This window comes from Paraperlucidibaca sp. (genome assembly GCF_982810325.1).
In genome coordinates, this window is record NZ_CEYEMI010000002.1 from 1 (window position 1) to 14720 (window position 14720).

The window sequence follows — 14720 nt, forward strand, 5'->3', positions numbered from 1 at the left end:
CTTAACGGCGTTTTTCCGTGAGGATTATCACTTTCCCATCCTTGAGTCCTTGATGCGCTCGCACACAGATAAAAGCCGACCATTTCGTATTTGGTGCAGTGCAGCGTCGACCGGCGAAGAGCCTTACTCATTAGCAATGACGGCTTTAGAGGTCTTCGGTAAAAAACCTCCAGTGGAAGTCATCGCTACCGATATTGACACCAGTGTGCTGGCGAAGGCAGACACCGGCGTGTATCGAGCAGATCGTATTGAGAAGCTTGACCCTAAGTATTTGCGCTACTTTATGCGTGGCAAAGGCAGCAATGAAGGCATGGTGCGTGTACGCCCCGAAGTACGCGATTTAGTGACTTTTAAGCAGCTCAACTTGCTCGATAATCAATGGCCTATCCAGGGTGTTTTCGACGCACTTTTTTGCCGTAATGTACTGATCTATTTCGATAAAGATACGCAGCGCAAGGTATTAGAGAAGTTCACGCCTTATATGAATGCTAACGCTCAGTTATTTGTTGGGCATTCTGAGTCCTTGCTACATTTAAACGATCTTTTCCGCTTACGTGGCAAGACAGTATACGAGCGCCAGCTATCGCGCTCGTCGGCGGGGTGATTTGCCATGGCCTCGCAGCGGCGCCGCCCGCGATATGACGCTGCAGTCGGTGAGGAGTTTCTAGCAACCTCGAGATTTTTTGATCATCAGTTTAAGCGCGAGATCATCAAGATCATGCCGGGGCAATTTTTTGTCGCCAGTGGTGAGGTGATCATAGCCACCGTTTTAGGCTCTTGTGTGTCAGCAGTTATTTGGGATCCGGTTACCCGTATTGGTGGCATGAATCACTTTATGTTGGCTGCAAGCGCTGATGAAAATGGTGAAGAGGCTGATTGCATGCGCTATGGCCAATTTGCCATGGATACTTTGATTGAGCGTGTGCTCGCTCATGGCGCGATGAAGCAGTCATTAGAAGCAAAAGTATTTGGCGGTGGACGAGTGCTACGTGGTTTTAATGCTAGCGATATTGGTGACGATAACGCTGCCTTTGTGCTGCAGTATTTAGAAGAGCTTGGCATTCCTATCAGGGCATGTAATCTCGGCGATGTTTATCCTCGGAAGTTGTATTTTTTCCCCGATAGCGGCCGCGTGATGATGCGAAAAATGAAAACCGACTACAACCCTAAAGTCGCTCGAATTGAGCAGGCGTATCGGGCCAATTTAAGACATTAAGGTATCGCATATGGCTACATCTGCTTCGCTACAGCCTATTCGTGTCTTGGTCGTTGATGATTCATCGGCGATGCGTTTGTTATTGTCGGAAATCATTAATCGTCAGCCCGATATGCGAGTGATTGCGACTGCGCCAGAAACGGCTACTGCACGCCAGCTAATTCGTGAATTACAGCCCGATGTCGTGACGCTCGATGTGGAAATGCCGGGCATGGATGGCATTAGCTTTCTAGAGCGCCTGATGCGCTTAAATCCATTGCCGGTGTTGATGATTTCGAGTGCTGGCGATGTCGACTCTGATCTGGCTTTGCATGCGCTAGACTTGGGTGCGATGGATTTCATCAGTAAGCGCCAGCTCAAAGGCCGTGCCGATCTAAACCAAATGGCGACAGAAATTACGCAGAAAATTCGCCAAGCAGCGGAAGCAGGGCATCAGTTCAAGCGAGTGGAGCCAACGCTTTCCAGTGCAAGACCAACTGTTGATCCAAAGCGAAAGTATCCTCTTAACCACATCATTTGCCTTGGCGCTTCCACAGGAGGCACCGAAGCGATCAAACGCTTTGTTATGGGCTTACCCATCAACACGCCACCGGTTTTGATTGTTCAGCACATGCCTGAGGGTTTTACACAGCGTTTTGCCACGCGCTTAAATAATGAATGTGAAGTGCATATCAAAGAGGCCGCAGCGGGAGATGTGATACGCCCGGGCTGTGTTTATATAGCACCGGGGCATGCGCATATTTTGCTCGAGCGTGTGACCGGTGGCAGCTACAAAATCGTGCTTTCTGAAGGTCCCGAGGTAAATAGACATCGGCCTTCGGTAGATGTTTTATTTGATAGTGCTGCCAAAGTTTTAGGGAAAAATGCGACCTCAGTGTTGCTCACCGGCATGGGCCGCGATGGCGCGCAAGGCATGGCCGCAATGAAGGCTGCGGGCGCTTATTGTTTTGCCCAAGATGAGGCCAGCTCAGTTGTCTATGGCATGCCACGAGCGGCATTTGAGCTAGGTGTTGTCGATGAGCAGGGCTCGCCAGAACGTTTGACCGTGCGCGTGCTAGATCGCCTAGTGGCGCTGGCTGAGGCGCAAGGGTCAAAAGCCTGACGCTATTGCTTTGCCAATTATTTGACGCCGCTATTATCTGCTGAGATATATCCATAAGTACTTGAAATAAATGATTTAAGTAACATGGCACAGCATTTGCTTATTCACTAGTATTCGCGCCCCCAAGGCGAGCACTCAGTAGGAATTGGCAAATGAAAAAAATGGTCATGATAGGTGTAGGCGTCGCAGTACTACTGGCGGCTGCTGTTGGCGGCACCTTATTCGTCACCGGCGCTTTTGGTGGCCATGCAGCTGCTAGCGCAACGGAAGCTGCACCTGTCCCTGTAAAAGCGGCTGCTGCCTACCTACCGATGGATCCTGCCTTTACCGTCAACATCGAAGACGGTTTCGCGACACGCTTTCTGCAAGTTGAAATTAATCTGATGTATCGCGACTCATCGGTAGTCGATCGCGCCACCAAAGCCATGCCACATATTCGTAATGACGTGCTGCTGCTACTGAGTGCGCAAAATCGCGAGTCGATCGGCACACCGGAAGGCCGTTTGGCTCTGCAAGCCGCCTTACTCAATAAAATCAATGAAGTGCTAACTGCCGATACAGGCTCTGGCGGTATTGAAGCCGTCTATTTCACCAAACTTGTGGTGCAATAAGGAGCACGTCATGGGCGATATTCTGGAACAAGAAGAGCTTGATGCGCTAATCGGCGAGGGTGCCGAAGGCCTGATCACAGATAGCACTGACGATATTCGTGGCGGCGGCGAGAAGTACGATTTTGCTAGCCAAGAATATGCGGTGTCGCGACTTATTCCGGCTTTGTCACAAGTGCAATCGAGCTTAGCTGAAGGCATTAAGCAGCAAATGCGCCAATGGGTGCCCAGCGTAGATAATATCCGTGCTGATCGTATTGCCGTGATGAAGTTTGCCGAGGTTATGCGCAGCACAGCCGCTCCGGCATATATCGTTAGCATGCGTGCTGAGCCATTAGGCTCGCCGATTTACTTAGCCTTCGAAGCTGAGCTGGTGTTCACGCTGGTTGATCATTTCTATGGTGGTCGCGGCCGTTCGCAACATGTGCGTGCCCAGGATTTTTCGCCATCAGAATCGCGCTTTATGGAGCGACTAACCGAAAGCTTGATTCCTGCGATAACAGCTGCTTGGCATACCGCTGTCGACATCAATCCAGTCATTGATGAGCACTACCACGATTTTCGTTTTGTCGATGAACTACAGCAGTCCGACACATTAATGGTGACGCGCTTCACCGTGCAAATTGGCACACATGAAGCAGAGTTATTGTCGGTGGTGCCATGGGCGGCCATTGACCCAATTCGCGATAGCTTGGGTGGTGTTGTTCGAACCACTAGGCAGGAGCATGACGAGCAATGGCGCACGCGTTTGATGTCTGGCTTAGTTGAAAGCCAGCTGTCTTTAGTCGCCAAACTCGGTGATAGCAAAGTGAGCTTGAAGCGCGTTTGTAACTTACAGGTGGGCGATATTTTACCTATCGATAATCCCTCGCAAGTCACGATTCAGCTCGAAGGTCAGCCTTTGATGACGGCAAGCTTTGGTACGCATCACGGCCAGCTGTCGGCCAAAATTAAACATATTTATCCGGCCATACGCCGCCGCGACTAAGCCTTTAACCAGTGGAGCTATAGCCATGAGTGACAACGATTTCCAAGCAGACGATATTCAAGCCGCCGCCTTTGGTGAGCTACAAAGCCAGCCTGCAGCTGCTGCCAGCAGTGCGCCCAACGTTAATTTAGACATGATTTTAGATGTCAGTGTGACAGTGTCGATTGAGGTCGGTCGCGCTCGCATGAGCATTAGTGATCTGCTCAAGCTCAGCCAAGGCGCGATTATTGAGCTTGACCGCATGGCAGGCGAGCCGCTCGATGTATTAGTTAATGGCACGCTAGTTGCGCGTGGTGAAATTGTCGTTGTAAAAGACAAGTTCGGCATCATGCTGACTGAAGTCGTGAGCCCAGAAGAGCGCATACGCCGCCTTCACTAAGCGTTTAATAAGGATTTTCTATGATAGTGCGCCACTCGCTTTTTTATTCGCTCATTGGTGCATGGCTTGCCTTACCCTTGGTGGCGCAAGCTGCTCCAGCGGCTAATTTGCCGAAAGATCCTTTATCGGCGGGCAATCTGCTGTCGGTATTTCTGGGCCTAACCTTTGTGGTGGCGCTGCTATTAGGCGCGGCATGGATGATCCGTCGTTTTCAAAAAATCCAAGCCCCACGCGAAGGTGCTTTGCAGGTCACGGCGCAACTATCATTAGGTTTAAAAGAGCGTGTGATTTTACTCAGAGTCGGCGATGAAAACGTGCTGATTGGTTGCACGCCAGGTAGCATCCGCCCGCTACACACATGGCAGGGGCCGAGCCCAGTGCAGGGTAGTGAGGGCGACTCATCGCTGCCAACATCTCCTGACTTTATGACGCATTTACGCAGCGTTTTGGCTACTCAAGGCCTGCGCCGTCCTGGAGCATCGTCATGAGCTTGCGGCGCTTTTTGTCGCCTTCGGTGCTGACTAAGAAAAACCAAATTTTCACAGCGCTATTGATGCTACTGCCTTCGCTTGCGATGGCCGCGCCGACTGGCATTCCAGGCGTTAGCACATCAAGCGCTGGCGATTATTCGGTGTCGCTACAACTACTAGCGATCATGACTGCGCTAACGTTGCTGCCGGCTATTTTGCTGGGCATGACCGCGTTCACACGCATCATCATTGTTCTCGGTATTTTGCGCCAAGCCTTGGGCACGGGGCAGGCACCATCAAACCAAGTGCTGCTTAGCGCAGCTTTGTTTTTGACGCTGTTTATCATGAGCCCAGTGTTGAATCAGGCATATACCGAAGCGGTTGTGCCCTATATGAATGATGAGCTGACCTTTGTGCCGGCTGTGGAAAAGGGCTTTGTGCCATTTCGCAGTTTTATGCTGAAGCAGACTCGCGAAGATGACATCGCGATGTTCGCTGAAATCGCCGGTGTTGGCCCGATGGCAAGTCCAGATGATGTGCCATTTACCATTCTCATGGCCTCGTTTCTCACCAGCGAGTTGAAAACGGCGTTTCAAATTGGCTTTCTATTATTCATTCCCTTCGTGGTTATTGACCTTGTGGTTGCCAGCGTCTTGATGTCTATGGGCATGATGATGTTGTCGCCGATGATGATTTCGCTGCCATTCAAAATCATGCTGTTTGTACTGGTCGATGGCTGGAGTCTGATCATGGGCTCGCTGGCGGCAAGCTTTCATATGGGAGCCACGCCATGACACCAGATACCGTCATTGAGATCGGCCGACAAGCCATTATGGTGACGGTGTTGTTGGCAGCTCCATTACTATTGGCTGCGCTGGCGGCGGGTTTGATTATCGGTATGTTTCAGGCCGCAACGCAGATTCAGGACATGACACTAAGCTTTATTCCCAAGCTCATTGTCTTGATTGTGGTGCTTGGCCTTACTGGGCCTTGGATGCTACGAACGCTGGTTGATTACACGCGCGAATTGATTCAAATGATCCCTGACTTAGTGGGCTAGGGCGATGAATTTCGCCGTCAATGAAGCGCAACTTCTGAGCTGGCTGGCAGCCTTTTGGCTGCCTTTTTGCCGCATCAGTGGTGCTATTTTGTCGGCACCGCTATTCAGCGGAAAAGGCGTGCCTGGGCAGTTTCGCATCTTCATTGCCGTTGTTTTAAGCGCGCTGATCGCTCCCATGGTGTTGACGCAGGCGGGCACTCCCGTAAACGACTTTAATCCCTTCTCTGCCAGCGGCATATTAATGGCTGCCAATGAGCTGCTAATTGGCATTTGCCTGGGTTTTTTAGTTCAGCTCACCTTTGAGGCCGTCATGCTCGCTGGCTCTTTAATTGCTACCGGCATGGGTCTAGGTTTCGCAACATTGATCGATCAGCAGCAAGGCACGCCAGTGCCGGTGTTGGGGCAGTTTTTGATGCTGATTACGCTGCTGCTGTTTATGGCTCTCGATGGCCATTTGGCCTTTCTTGAGCTCTTGATGAAAAGCTTTATTAGCTGGCCGCCAGGCACATTATCAATCACGCCAGATGCAGCTCAGCAATTGTTAAAAGGCATTAGCAGCATGTTCGGCGCGGCCATGCGTATTGCCATGCCGGCCGTGTTGGCCTTGCTCGTCGTGCAAATCGCCATGGGTGTGATCAGTCGCTCATCACCTTCGATGAACTTATTTGCCGTCGGTTTTCCGCTCACCATGATGGTCGGCTTTATTGTCGTTTGGCAGGTTTTACCTTCGATAGCGCCAGCGCTTGAAGGCCTTTTAAACGCCGCTCTGGCACAGGGTGGCGTATTAATGGAGGCCGCCAATGTCCGGTGATGACGGCCAGGAAAAGACCGAAGAGGCGACCCCGAAAAAGCGCGAAGACTCCCGAAAGAAAGGGCAGGTTCCGCGTTCTAAAGAACTATCAACGGCCATGGTCACGATCGCCGCTGCAGTTGGTCTATTTGCTTGGGGGCCGCAAATCGGTCGCGACCTTGCCAATTTATTGACGGTAGCGCTTTCTCCGGCGGTTTTAGCTAACCCTGACCCCGAACTCATGCCCAGTTTATTCTATGGCCTGCTTGTGGAAGGGCTATTGCTGATGTGGCCGCTGATGGCGCTATGTTTTGCTGCCGCCTTAGTATCCTCTGTTGCTCTTGGAGGCTGGACTTTTAAGCTCAGTCTCAAGCTCGATCAGCTCAATCCCATTACTGGCTTAGGTAAGGTTTTTTCCGCTAAAAGCCTAGTGGAGCTGGGCAAATCCATGCTCAAGGTCGTGTTTATCGGCGCTGCTGCGTATGGCTTATTGAGCTATCTCACACCCTCTATTTTAGATCTTAGCCGACACTCGCCAGAGCAGGCTATGCGCCAAAGTGGCGGCATGCTGCTCTGGTTTTTTCTCATCGTGAGCCTGCCATTATTAGTTATTGCGCTGATCGATGTGCCGTGGCAAATATTCAGTTTTAACAAGCAGTTAAAGATGTCTCATCAAGAAATTACGGATGAGAATAAAGAGGCAAACGGGCGCCCAGAAGTGAAGGGGAAAATCCGCGAAATGCAGCAGGCGGCAGCACGTCGACGCATGATGGATCATGTACCTAAGGCCGATGTCATTATCACCAACCCCACGCACTTTGCCGTTGCCTTGAGCTATCGCGAGTCTGGCGGCGGCGCCCCAATAGTCGTAGCAAAAGGCGCGGATGAAGTCGCAGCGCGCATTCGTGCCTTAGGAAAAGCCAATCAAGTGCCTTTAGTGGCATCACCTCGACTAGCTCGAGCCCTGTTCGCTAGCACTGATTTAGATAAAGAGATCCCATCTGGCCTCTATCTTGCAGTAGCTCAGATACTGACTTACGTATACCAGCTTAGGCAGTGGGAAGATTTGGGTGGCGAATACCCAGAAGCCCCTGCTCCAGTGGTCGACGACAGCTATCTGACAGGATTTAACGATGAACCTCAGCGAGACTTTTCAGACCCTAACCCGTAACGGCCTTGGCATCTTATTGCTGATCCTGGCGCTGCTGGCGATGCTGGTTGTGCCCATTCCACCGATCTTGTTGGACTTATTTTTCACCTTCAATATCGCGCTGTCGCTGATCATCATCTTTGCCGTGATCTATGTGAAACGGCCGATGGACTTCAACTCTTTCCCCACCATTTTGCTGCTCGCCACCTTGATGCGCCTAGGTCTCAACGTCGCTTCCACACGCGTTGTGCTGATGGATGGCCATAACGGCCCTGGCGCTGCAGGTCACGTTATTGAGTCATTTGGTGCTTTCGTTATTGGTGGTGATTTTGCTGTCGGTATCGTGGTCTTTGCCATTCTGGTGATCATCAACTTTATGGTTGTGACCAAAGGTGCAGGTCGCGTCTCGGAAGTCACCGCGCGTTTCACCTTGGACTCATTGCCCGGTAAGCAGATGGCTATTGATGCCGATTTAAACGCCGGAGTTTTGACACAGGACCAAGCTCGCCAACGCCGTGAAGATGTGCGCACCGAGGCCGACTTTTACGGTTCGATGGACGGTGCCAGTAAATTCGTTCGTGGCGATGCCATCGCCGGCATCTTGATTCTATTCATCAATATCATCGGTGGTCTGGCCATCGGCATGTTGCAGCACGGTTTGTCATTCGATCAGGCTGCTAATAACTACGTTCTACTCGCCATTGGCGATGGCCTAGTGGCACAGATTCCAGCTCTGCTGTTGTCGATTGGCGTGGCGGTTATCGTCACGCGCATCTCCAGCAGCCAAGACATGAGCACGCAAGTTGTTAAACAAGTGCTGGCTAGCCCGCGCGTGCTGTATTTAGCCGCTACGGTTATGGGTGTGATTGGCATTATCCCCGGCATGCCAAACTTGGTGTTTTTACTCTTAGCAGCAACCTGTGCCGGCGGCGGCTGGTTAATGCAGAAAAAAGCGCTAGAGCCTGAGGTGGTTGAAGGCGGCAGCATGGCCAATGCCGGTGCTCCAGGCACAGTGAAGCCTATCGAGCCGACTGAGCTGCAATGGGAAGATGTCACCAATACCGATGTCATTGGCCTAGAAGTTGGTTATCGCCTGATTCCATTGGTCGATCGTGCGCAGGGCGGTGAGCTTATTGGTCGCATTACTGGCGTGCGTAAAAAGCTATCTAAGGAGTTGGGCTTTTTGGTGCAGTCCGTACACATCCGCGACAATCTTGATTTGGCACCTGGTGCTTACCGCATTACTTTGCTCGGCGACACCGTGGCTCAAGGCGAAATCATCATGGGTTGTGAGTTAGCGATTAACTCCGGCCAAGTTCATGGCCAGATTCGCGGCACCGCCACCCGTGACCCAGCTTTCGGCATGGAAGCGGTATGGATAGATCCGCTTTTACGCGATCAAGCACAGACCTTGGGCTATACCGTGGTCGATAACGGCACGGTGATGGCCACGCATTTAAGCCAAATTATTAAACAACACGCACACGAATTGCTCGGTCACGAAGAGGTTCAGCAACTGCTCGATGGCTTGGCGAAAAGCGATTCGAAATTGGTGGAAAGCTTGGTGCCTAAGCAGCTGCCATTGAGCGTGGTAGTGCGTGTACTGCAGAACTTATTGAAAGAGGGTGTGTCTATTCGCAGCCTGCGTTTGATCGCTGAGTCGCTAGCCGAGCAAGCGCCGCGCACGAAAAACCCCGATGACTTACTCGAAGGTGTGCGCATGGCCTTGGGTCGGATGATCGTTCAAGAAATCAATGGCTTAGAAACTGAACTGCCAGTAATGGCGCTAGATGCTGACTTAGAGCAACTGCTGCTAAACACACTGAAGGGTGGCAATGGCGGTGTTGGCATTGAGCCAAGCTTGGCGGAGAAACTGCAAAACGGCTTGGCCGATTTTACCCAGTCGCAAGAGCTTTCTGGGCGTCCTGCGGTGCTGCTTGTGTCACCGGCGATTCGCTCTTGGTTGTCGCGATTTATTCGTCGCAGCGTGCCTGGCCTCAATGTCTTGTCCTATAACGAAGTGCCTGATAGCAAGGAAGTACGCCTAGTGTCGACCATGGGTCATAACGGCCGCGTTGGGTTGGCATGAGTTGTGCATTAACCGGTATATAGCGCGACGTTTTTGACAGCGCATCGAGTTAGCACAGGGGCAAGAGATGAAAATTCGTAAATTCAAAGCCGCAAATAGCCACCTTGGTATGCGCATGATTCGTGATGCTTTGGGCGACGATGCCAGCATTTTGGCGTGCTACGAAGTTGCCGGTGGCGTTGAGCTAATTGCCACGGCCGATGACCTAAGTGCCATCGTTAACTCGAAAGGCCAGCCAATCGATGCCAGCGCTAATCGCGCCGCCGAAATTGCCTCGGCCATCACGCCTGCTGATCAAATTGCCCGCCGCCAAGAAAACCTTCGTCATTTAGGCATGGCTGTTGACGGCGGCGCAGGCTCAGGTCAGCGAATTGCTGGCGATGGCGTCTCGGCTACTATTTCCAGCGCAGGCAGCAGCGCCGATGTTTTAATGCGTAATACCCGCCAAACAGCATCAGCAACCACATCCTCATTTGTCGCCTCTGTCAAAGAAGCGTCAAATCATGCCATTGAGGCCAGTAAAAAGGCCGCCAATGCTTTGGCAGGCAATCGCGTGAAAGCAGTATCTCCATCGCCAGCAGCGGCTACACCTACCGCTAACATTGCTAAGCCCGCCGCCAAGCCAGCTGTAGTCAAACCAACACTAGTCAAAAAACCTATCGTGCCAGCGGAAGACTCCGACAAGGCCCAAGCCGATATTTTGGCGCTCAAGCAAGAGTTGGGCTCGATTCGTCATTGGCTAGAAAATCATTTACGCCAAGCCAGTGTCTCTAGCCATTCTGATTTGCCAGACGAATTGACGCAGTGGGCCGATGCTCTAGGTTTAGGTAATCAATGGTTACTGGCCAAGCCAGCGCTACTGGATGCCATCAAAGCCGGCATGCCAGCACCTGAAGCCATCGCCAAATCATTGGCGCAGGGAGTTCATGCCAGTGCGCTACCAGAGCGCGGCGTGGTGTTCATCATCGGCCCTGCAGGCGCCGGTAAAACCACATTGGTCAATAAATTGGTCATGTCAGATATCCGTCGCCATGGTCACGGTGGTTTGACACTAGTCACCACCGATGGCAATCGCCTAGGCGCGCAAGAGCAGCTGCGTGCCGCCGGCCGAGTGCTTGACGTGCCTGTGCACAGCGCATTCACACCGGATGACCTGCGCGATACCTTGGCGCGTTTAAGCCAAGAGCGCTTAGTGATTATTGATACCGCGGGCTTGCAAGCGCGTAACGATGCTTCGCTGAAAGCCCTAATGATGCAGCTCGCCTGCGCACCACATGCTGAGGTGATTTTAGCGCTACCAAGTGACGCTGATCCTCGCAGCTTGCGTGCCCTGATGAGCCGTTGCGCTGGCCTACCGCTTGCTTCTGTGGCGCTAACCCGCGTCGACATGAGCTATGCCTTGGCGCCCGTGCTGTCACTGCTCAGTGATTATGGCTTAACGCTATCGGCGATTAATCAGAGCCCTCGCATGACAGATGGCATAGAAACTGCAAACAAAGATATAGAAGTGCTGCTGGCTGCAGCCATGGTGCAAGCCGATGAGCTTATTAATCACAGCGCTGGCACGGCGCCTAAGCAAGCGCAATCGGCCTAATAAGCCAGCATTTATACGAACACGATGCCTAGCATCAAAAGAACATGACAAAAGGAAGTAGGCTATGAAACCGGTAAACGTCATTGCAGTTACGAGCGGAAAAGGCGGAGTGGGCAAATCAAATGTGTCCGTTAATTTAGCCTGCCAGCTCGCCAAACTCGGTCGCCGCGTTTTACTCATGGATGCCGACTTAGGCTTGGGTAATATTGATATTTTGCTTGGTCTGCGGCCAACAAAAACCTTGGCAGATGTCATTGCCGGCCGTGTGCATTTGCGCGACATCTTGATTGAAGGCCCTTGCGGCATTCGCATTGTGCCAGCAGCTTCCGGCATTAAGCGCATGGCAGAGATGCAACCTAGCGAACATGCGCGCATCGTGCAGGGATTTGCCGATCTAGGCGACGATTTTGACGTGATGATTGTCGATACTGCAGCCGGCGTTTCAGACTCTGTGGTTACCTTTACCCGTGCCAGCACGCATGTTTTGGTGGTGCTAACCGAAGAGCCTACCTCACTGGCCGATGCCTACGGCTTGATCAAAGTCTTAAAGCGCGATGCCGGTATCAGCAATTTTAATGTCTTGAGCAATATGGTTAGCGGCGATCGCTCTGGTCGCGCTGTATTTAACCGCCTCAATGAAGTCGCTCAGCGCTTCCTCGACGTAAATCTACGTTATGCCGGTGCAGTGCCACGCGACGAATTCTTGAAGAAAGCCGTTAGTCGTCAAAAAGCCGTTAGTGAACTTTATCCTGCCACCGATGCCACAGCGGCGTTCAAACGCTTGGCAGCAGTTGTTGATCAATGGGCGCCACCAACCACGGCTCGTGGGCATATCGAGTTTTTTGTTGAGCGCTTGCTTGGGGTACCGAATCTAGCAGGAGTTGCCTAATGAATGCGCATGTCACCTATCAATCGGTGGCCATGGGCAGTCGTGATGAGCTAGTGATGCGTCACGCTGGCCTGGTCAAAAAAATCGCCTATCACATGGCGGGGCGCATGCCAGCCAGCGTTGAGGCAGATGACTTAATTCAAGCCGGCATGATGGGCCTGCTTGAGGCCGCAAGCCATTTTGAGAATGACAAAGGCGCGAGTTTTGAGACCTTTGCCAGCATTCGCATACGCGGTGCCATGCTCGATCAAGTCCGCCGCGAAGGTTGGGCACCACGCACGCTCACTAAACGCGTGCGCGACATGAGTCAGGCCATGCGCCGTGTTGAGCATCGCAAAGGCCGCGAGGCCAGTGGTGCTGAAGTGGCGAGCGAGATGGGTATTGGCCTTGTTGAGTATCACGAGTTATTGCGCGATGCCGGCAGCTTGAAAGTGTTTAGCTTAGATCAGCTCAGCGAAGATGGCTTCGATGCACCAGAGTCCGATGACAGCACCGATAAGCCATTGGGCGCTTTGCTAGAAGCCGGCTTTACAGAGGCCTTGGCAACGCAAATAGACAGTCTTCCTGAGCGTGAAAAAATGGTTTTAGCGCTGTATTACGAGCGTGGTTTGAACTTAAAAGAGATTGGCGAGGTGCTCGAGGTTAGCGAGTCTCGTGTCAGTCAAATTCACAGCCAGGCGGTGTTGCGTCTGCGCAGTCGCTTAGGCGAATGGACTGAAGTCGCGGCCTAAGGGCGCAGCAGAAGAGGAAGCACATTCATGGATATCATGACCCTAGTTGGCATTGTCATGGCGTTTACTGCCTTGCTTGTTGGCGCTATTTTGAAAGGCGCTGGACTTAAAGGCTTGCTCGGTGGCGCCGCGGCGATGATCGTATTGGTCGGCACCATGGCCGCCGTCATGATCCAAACTCCAGCGCCAGTATTTAAGCGTGGCATGAAGATATTTGGTTGGTTGTTTAAGCCACCAGCGACTGATTTAGAAGCTCTTATTGTCAAAATTGTCGAGTGGAGTCGCATTGCCCGCAAAGACGGTTTAATGGGGTTGGAATCGCAAGTCGATGGCGAAACCGATGAGTTCATCCGCAAAGGTTTGCAGTTGCTGGTCGATGGCGGTGAGCCAGAAAGCATTCGCGGCATTTTAGAAGTTGAACTCGAGTCCAGCGAAGAATTCGATACCGCCGCCGCTAAAGTCTGGGAATCGATGGGCATTTACGCCCCGACCCTAGGCATCGTTGGTGCGGTTTTGGGTCTGATGGCAGTGATGGGCAACTTGGCCGATCCTAGCAAGCTTGGCACAGGCATCGCCGCCGCATTCACTGCGACCATTTACGGTATCGCATCAGCCAACTTATTTTTCTTACCCTTCGGCAATAAGCTCAAATACCACGTCAAAGAGCAGGCGAAGATGCGCATGATGTTTATCGAAGGCCTATCTTCGATTGCTCAGGGCGAAAACCCACGTCATATCGAAAGCCGTCTGCAAGGCTATGTCGTTCACGGCGCACCCAAAGGCAAAGGCAAAGACGATGGCAAGAAAACATAAGCACGAAGATCACGTAAACCATGAAGCCTGGGCCATTCCATTTGGTGACTTGATCATCTTATTGCTCGCATTTTTTGTGGTTATGTACGCGATCTCATCGGTCAATGAAGGTAAGTATCGAGTTGCTGCTGCCTCAATGGCAGAGGCCTTTAATGGCCCACCTAAATCTTTAGCGCCTGTGCAAGTGGGTGAAGTTGCGGCCATGGCCAAGTTATTGACCACGGCGCCATCACTTAGTAAGCCGCAAGCCATGGGGCCTGGTGGATCATTGCTCGATGGTGGCCAAGGTGCTGGACTGAACTCGACAGCGAAGCAGGTCGAAGAGATGGCCTCCGCCGTGAAAGCCGCAATGGCCGATTTGATTGATAAAAATGTCATTGTGGTGCGCACTACGCCGCAGGGCATTGAGGTTGAAATTCAAACCGATATTCTCTTTGCTAGCGGTACCGCAGTGCTTTCGCCTCAGGCCATTCACATCATGCAGCGCCTAGCGGTTGTGCTGACAAATTTCCCTAACCCTGTGCGTGTTGAGGGCCATACCGACAATATGCCGATTCACACCACGGTGTTTCCATCGAATTGGGAGCTGTCGGCAGCGCGCTCAGCCAGTGTTGTGCATTTGTTGATGGAGAAGGGCATAGAGCCAACTCGCTTAGCGGTTATCGGTGTTGGTGAGTATCGTCCTGTGGCTGATAACGCCACCGAAGCGGGGCGAAATCGTAATCGCCGCGTAGTCATCGTGATTCCATCTTTGCGAACAGATTCGAAAGCGGCAAATGATGCGGCGAATGCCTCTTTATCTACACCAACGATAGACGACGTGCCTACACCAAAATAGGCG

Annotated in this window: 17 protein-coding genes; all 17 read left to right on the forward strand. The window is 52.1% G+C overall.

The genetic code is table 11. From position 1 onward, the window contains the following. Positions 1–604: CheR family methyltransferase (locus AC3DKE_RS01380; protein WP_487989828.1), on the forward strand; the 604-nt coding region annotated here is incomplete at its 5' end. A gap of 6 nt (positions 605–610) precedes the next feature. Beyond that, positions 611–1216: a chemoreceptor glutamine deamidase CheD gene (cheD, locus tag AC3DKE_RS01385; protein WP_487989830.1), complete on the forward strand. Its 606-nt coding sequence runs from the start codon at positions 611–613 to the stop codon at positions 1214–1216. Between the two features lie 10 nt (positions 1217–1226). Continuing rightward, positions 1227–2318: a protein-glutamate methylesterase/protein-glutamine glutaminase gene (locus AC3DKE_RS01390; protein WP_487989832.1), complete on the forward strand. Its 1092-nt coding sequence runs from the start codon at positions 1227–1229 to the stop codon at positions 2316–2318. 152 nt (positions 2319–2470) lie between these two features. Then, complete coding sequence (locus tag AC3DKE_RS01395; protein WP_340674564.1) at positions 2471–2929, forward strand: flagellar basal body-associated FliL family protein; 459 nt, start codon at positions 2471–2473, stop codon at positions 2927–2929. Positions 2930–2939: 10 nt separating this feature from the next. Next, on the forward strand, positions 2940–3914 hold the full coding sequence (locus AC3DKE_RS01400; protein ID WP_340674565.1) for a flagellar motor switch protein FliM: 975 nt from the start codon (positions 2940–2942) through the stop codon (positions 3912–3914). 25 nt (positions 3915–3939) lie between these two features. Next, complete coding sequence (gene fliN, locus AC3DKE_RS01405; RefSeq protein WP_340674566.1) at positions 3940–4293, forward strand: flagellar motor switch protein FliN; 354 nt, start codon at positions 3940–3942, stop codon at positions 4291–4293. Positions 4294–4313: 20 nt separating this feature from the next. Next, on the forward strand, positions 4314–4781 hold the full coding sequence (gene fliO / locus AC3DKE_RS01410) for a flagellar biosynthetic protein FliO (protein ID WP_340674567.1): 468 nt from the start codon (positions 4314–4316) through the stop codon (positions 4779–4781). Then, positions 4778–5557, forward strand: coding sequence for a flagellar type III secretion system pore protein FliP (fliP, locus tag AC3DKE_RS01415; protein WP_340674568.1), 780 nt, complete (start codon positions 4778–4780; stop codon positions 5555–5557). The genes fliO and fliP overlap by 4 nt, the downstream gene beginning before the upstream one ends. Continuing rightward, a complete protein-coding gene (gene fliQ / locus AC3DKE_RS01420; RefSeq protein ID WP_340674569.1) occupies positions 5554–5823 on the forward strand; it encodes a flagellar biosynthesis protein FliQ in 270 nt (89 codons plus the stop codon). The genes fliP and fliQ overlap by 4 nt, the downstream gene beginning before the upstream one ends. Positions 5824–5827: 4 nt before the next feature. Continuing rightward, complete coding sequence (fliR, locus tag AC3DKE_RS01425) at positions 5828–6634, forward strand: flagellar biosynthetic protein FliR (protein WP_340674570.1); 807 nt, start codon at positions 5828–5830, stop codon at positions 6632–6634. After that, complete coding sequence (gene flhB / locus AC3DKE_RS01430) at positions 6624–7784, forward strand: flagellar biosynthesis protein FlhB (protein ID WP_340674571.1); 1161 nt, start codon at positions 6624–6626, stop codon at positions 7782–7784. The genes fliR and flhB overlap by 11 nt, the downstream gene beginning before the upstream one ends. After that, a complete protein-coding gene (gene flhA, locus AC3DKE_RS01435) occupies positions 7747–9852 on the forward strand; it encodes a flagellar biosynthesis protein FlhA (RefSeq protein WP_379069195.1) in 2106 nt (701 codons plus the stop codon). Before flhB ends, flhA begins: the two co-directional genes overlap by 38 nt. Before the next feature lie 67 nt (positions 9853–9919). Continuing rightward, positions 9920–11446 carry a flagellar biosynthesis protein FlhF gene (locus tag AC3DKE_RS01440; RefSeq protein WP_487989835.1) on the forward strand — a complete coding sequence of 509 codons (1527 nt, stop codon included), beginning with the start codon at positions 9920–9922 and terminating at the stop codon, positions 11444–11446. Between the two features lie 64 nt (positions 11447–11510). Beyond that, positions 11511–12335 (forward strand): MinD/ParA family protein, encoded by an 825-nt coding sequence (locus tag AC3DKE_RS01445; protein WP_340674574.1) that lies wholly within the window; start codon positions 11511–11513, stop codon positions 12333–12335. Continuing rightward, positions 12335–13066: an RNA polymerase sigma factor FliA gene (locus tag AC3DKE_RS01450; protein WP_340674575.1), complete on the forward strand. Its 732-nt coding sequence runs from the start codon at positions 12335–12337 to the stop codon at positions 13064–13066. The genes AC3DKE_RS01445 and AC3DKE_RS01450 overlap by 1 nt, the downstream gene beginning before the upstream one ends. Before the next feature lie 27 nt (positions 13067–13093). Then, positions 13094–13879, forward strand: coding sequence for a flagellar motor protein (locus AC3DKE_RS01455; RefSeq protein ID WP_340674576.1), 786 nt, complete (start codon positions 13094–13096; stop codon positions 13877–13879). After that, a complete protein-coding gene (gene motD, locus AC3DKE_RS01460) occupies positions 13863–14717 on the forward strand; it encodes a flagellar motor protein MotD (RefSeq protein ID WP_379069200.1) in 855 nt (284 codons plus the stop codon). Before AC3DKE_RS01455 ends, motD begins: the two co-directional genes overlap by 17 nt. Positions 14718–14720: the final 3 nt, after the last annotated feature.

What these genes read in the sequence shown, in the direction of transcription:
- fliO (WP_340674567.1), top strand. Translation starts at nt 4,314, where the DNA reads ATGATAGTGCGCCACTCGCTTTTTTATTCGCTCATTGGTGCATGGCTT.
- AC3DKE_RS01455 (WP_340674576.1), top strand. Translation starts at nt 13,094, where the DNA reads ATGGATATCATGACCCTAGTTGGCATTGTCATGGCGTTTACTGCCTTG.
- motD (WP_379069200.1), top strand. Translation starts at nt 13,863, where the DNA reads ATGGCAAGAAAACATAAGCACGAAGATCACGTAAACCATGAAGCCTGG.
- AC3DKE_RS01450 (WP_340674575.1), top strand. Translation starts at nt 12,335, where the DNA reads ATGAATGCGCATGTCACCTATCAATCGGTGGCCATGGGCAGTCGTGAT.
- AC3DKE_RS01440 (WP_487989835.1), top strand. Translation starts at nt 9,920, where the DNA reads ATGAAAATTCGTAAATTCAAAGCCGCAAATAGCCACCTTGGTATGCGC.
- AC3DKE_RS01400 (WP_340674565.1), top strand. Translation starts at nt 2,940, where the DNA reads ATGGGCGATATTCTGGAACAAGAAGAGCTTGATGCGCTAATCGGCGAG.
- flhB (WP_340674571.1), top strand. Translation starts at nt 6,624, where the DNA reads ATGTCCGGTGATGACGGCCAGGAAAAGACCGAAGAGGCGACCCCGAAA.
- fliN (WP_340674566.1), top strand. Translation starts at nt 3,940, where the DNA reads ATGAGTGACAACGATTTCCAAGCAGACGATATTCAAGCCGCCGCCTTT.
- fliR (WP_340674570.1), top strand. Translation starts at nt 5,828, where the DNA reads ATGAATTTCGCCGTCAATGAAGCGCAACTTCTGAGCTGGCTGGCAGCC.
- AC3DKE_RS01390 (WP_487989832.1), top strand. Translation starts at nt 1,227, where the DNA reads ATGGCTACATCTGCTTCGCTACAGCCTATTCGTGTCTTGGTCGTTGAT.
- flhA (WP_379069195.1), top strand. Translation starts at nt 7,747, where the DNA reads ATGAACCTCAGCGAGACTTTTCAGACCCTAACCCGTAACGGCCTTGGC.
- AC3DKE_RS01445 (WP_340674574.1), top strand. Translation starts at nt 11,511, where the DNA reads ATGAAACCGGTAAACGTCATTGCAGTTACGAGCGGAAAAGGCGGAGTG.
- cheD (WP_487989830.1), top strand. Translation starts at nt 611, where the DNA reads ATGGCCTCGCAGCGGCGCCGCCCGCGATATGACGCTGCAGTCGGTGAG.
- AC3DKE_RS01395 (WP_340674564.1), top strand. Translation starts at nt 2,471, where the DNA reads ATGAAAAAAATGGTCATGATAGGTGTAGGCGTCGCAGTACTACTGGCG.
- fliQ (WP_340674569.1), top strand. Translation starts at nt 5,554, where the DNA reads ATGACACCAGATACCGTCATTGAGATCGGCCGACAAGCCATTATGGTG.
- fliP (WP_340674568.1), top strand. Translation starts at nt 4,778, where the DNA reads ATGAGCTTGCGGCGCTTTTTGTCGCCTTCGGTGCTGACTAAGAAAAAC.